Below are 2,466 nucleotides of genomic sequence, written 5' to 3'. Positions count from 1 at the left end.
GGGTGGGGGTCAGCGGGGTAGGGCCTGGGTGAGGGAGTCGGCGAGTACCCGGGTGTGGGTCGAGAAGGCGAGCTCGACCGGGTCGGTGAGCACCAACCACTCGGTGGCCTCGTCGGTCGGCGCCGACGGCGGCAGGTCCTCCGCCCGCCGTTCGGGCAGCACCCCGAAGACCATCATCGTGCCGCCGGCCGGGGCGCCGTGCACCGCGAACAGCCGGGCGTCCTCGGCCGCCGCGACCAGCCCGGTCTCCTCCCGCAGCTCGCGGACCAGCGCGTCGGACCACTCCTCGCCGTACTCGATGAAGCCGCCGGGCAGCGCGAGCAGCCCGCGGGCCGGCTCGATGTCCCGGCGGACGACCACCACACCGAAACCTCCGGCGGTGCGGACCGGCAGCACGGCCACCGCGACGGGCAGCGGGTTGCGCCAGACGGTCTCGCCGCAGGCCGCGCAGACCCGCGGCCAGCCGGCCGCCGCCGGGTAGGCGACGCCGCAGTAGGAGCAGTGCGAGTACGCCGTACCGGTCATGTCGCAGCACGTTACCCGCACCGCCGCCGGGGTCCTGCGGCCGGCGGCGGCGGTGCGGCGCTCAGGTGGCCGGGGCGCCGGTGTAGAAGGCGGTGGTGCGCTCGGCCGCGGCCTTCGCCTCGTCGGCGTCGGTGCCGGCGGCGACGCTGGCCTCACCCCACAGGTGGCTGCTCAGCGCCATGGCCCGCCGTCCCTCGTCGGAGACGGTCCACTCGGCGGCCTGCTCCGGGGTGATCCCGCTGCCGTCGCCGGCGAGGTGCGAGGCGAGGCCGAGCAGGCCCAGGTCCCAGCCGACGCCGACGGCGCCCGGCCCGAACTGGGCCCACCGGTCCTGGTCGACGTGCGCGATGTGGTCAAGGTCGAGGCGGGTCCGCTCGTCGTCGACCGGGGTGAGCCGCACCTCGATCCAGCTCACCTCGCCGCCGAACTCCCAGGTGGCGGTGAAGCGGTGCGGCGGGTCGCAGCTCTCGACGGTGCCGCCGGCGTTGTCCTGGAGCTGGTACCGCCCGTGCAGCCGCAGGTCGCCGGAGATCGGCAGGAACCAGCGCGGGATGCGCTCGGCGTTGGTGCAGGCGTCCCACAGATCCTCGGCCGTCGCCTGGTAGGTCTGGCTGATCGTGGTCACCCGAGCCTCGCCGGCTTCCAGGGTGCGGCTGCCGACCTGCCGCTGGACGGCGTTGATCTGCTCGGTCGCGTCGAACATCAGGTGTTCCTCTCGTCGGGTGGGTCTGCGGGCCCGCGCAGCCGACGTTCGCGTCGGCCCCGAGCCAGTTCGGTGGCGAGTGCCGCCAGGGGCGGGGTCCAGAACCGGCGGAAGTGCTCCAGCCACCCGTCCACCTCGCGCAGGGGGCGCGGGTCGACCGCGTAGAGCCGCCGGGCGCCCTCCGGCCGCACGGTGGCGAAGCCGTTGTCCCGCAGCACCTTGAGGTGCTGGGACACGGCGGGCTGGGAGATGCCGAACTCCTCGCGGATCACCGCGCTGACCGCGCCGGCGGTCTGCTCGCCGCCGGCGAGCAGTTCCAGGATGCGGCGCCGGACCGGATCGCCCAGCACGTCGAAGGCGTGCACGACGACCTTTATATCAGCACAGGCTTATTTAAGCCAATGGTGATGGCCCGATCAGCTTGTCGAGCCGGATCGGCAGGTCGCGGATCCGTACGCCGGTGGCGTGGTGCACCGCGTTGGTGATCGCCGCCGCGGTGCCGACGATGCCGATCTCGCCGATGCCCTTCACCCCGGCCGGATTCAGCTCGCTGTCCTGCTCATCCAGCCAGTACGCCTCGATCCGCTCCACGTCCGCGCACCCCGTGATGTGGTAGGTGGCCAGGTCGTGGTTGACCCAGTCGCCGTACCGCTCGTCGAGCACGCCCTCCTCGTGCAACGCCATCGAGATCCCCATCGTCATGCCGCCGATGAGTTGGCTGCGCGCTGTCGTCGGGTTGACCACCCGCCCGGCGGCGAACACCCCGAGCATCCGGTTCACCCGCACCTCGCCGGTGTCCACGTCCACCCGGACCTCGGCGAAGTGCGCCCCGTACGCGTACCGGGGCAGCGCGGGCTGTTCCCGTACCTCGTCGGCGGTGCTCACCTCGGCGGTCACCTCGCCGTCGGGTGGCACCCCACCGGGGGTCTCCCGCAGCCGGTCCCGCAGCGCCTCACACGCGCGGATCACCGCCCAGCTCCACGAGGACGTGCCCATCGACCCGCCGGCCACCCCGGCCGGTGGCAGGTCGCTGTCGCCGATCTGGATCTCCACCCGCTCCGGGGGCACCCCGAGCGCGTCGGCCGCGACCTGCCAGAGCGCCGTCCGGGCGCCGGTGCCGATGTCGGTGGCGTCGATCCGGATCAGGAAGCGGCCGTCGGGGCGCGCCGTGGCCGCCGCGGCCGAGGCGCGCGCCCGGGCCGGGTAGCTCGCGCCGGCCACCCCGGTGCCGATCAGCC

Annotated in this window: 4 protein-coding genes; all 4 read right to left on the bottom strand. The window is 74.0% G+C overall.

Annotated elements, in window-relative coordinates:
• Positions 1-9: 9 nt before the first annotated feature.
• Positions 10-525 (bottom strand): NUDIX domain-containing protein, encoded by a 516-nt coding sequence (locus EAD98_RS14665; protein ID WP_121654608.1) that lies wholly within the window; start codon positions 523-525, stop codon positions 10-12.
• A 61-nt stretch (positions 526-586) separates the two neighbouring features.
• Positions 587-1,228, bottom strand: a complete 642-nt coding sequence (locus EAD98_RS14660; protein WP_121654607.1) for an SRPBCC family protein — start codon at positions 1,226-1,228, stop codon at positions 587-589.
• Positions 1,228-1,593: a helix-turn-helix transcriptional regulator gene (locus EAD98_RS14655; protein ID WP_121654606.1), complete on the bottom strand. Its 366-nt coding sequence runs from the start codon at positions 1,591-1,593 to the stop codon at positions 1,228-1,230. Before EAD98_RS14655 ends, EAD98_RS14660 begins: the two co-directional genes overlap by 1 nt.
• 28 nt (positions 1,594-1,621) lie before the next feature.
• On the bottom strand, positions 1,622-2,466 hold an 845-nt coding region (locus EAD98_RS14650; RefSeq protein ID WP_147457389.1), incomplete at its 5' end, for a xanthine dehydrogenase family protein molybdopterin-binding subunit.

Origin of the sequence: Micromonospora sp. CV4, assembly GCF_003667455.1 — a bacterium.
Lineage (GTDB): Bacteria > Actinomycetota > Actinomycetes > Mycobacteriales > Micromonosporaceae > Micromonospora.
Note: the sequence above shows the minus strand (reverse complement) of the source record. Positions and strands in the feature narration are given on the sequence as shown.

What these genes read in the sequence shown, in the direction of transcription:
- EAD98_RS14665 (WP_121654608.1), bottom strand. Translation starts at nt 525, where the DNA reads ATGACCGGTACGGCGTACTCGCACTGCTCCTACTGCGGCGTCGCCTAC.
- EAD98_RS14660 (WP_121654607.1), bottom strand. Translation starts at nt 1,228, where the DNA reads ATGTTCGACGCGACCGAGCAGATCAACGCCGTCCAGCGGCAGGTCGGC.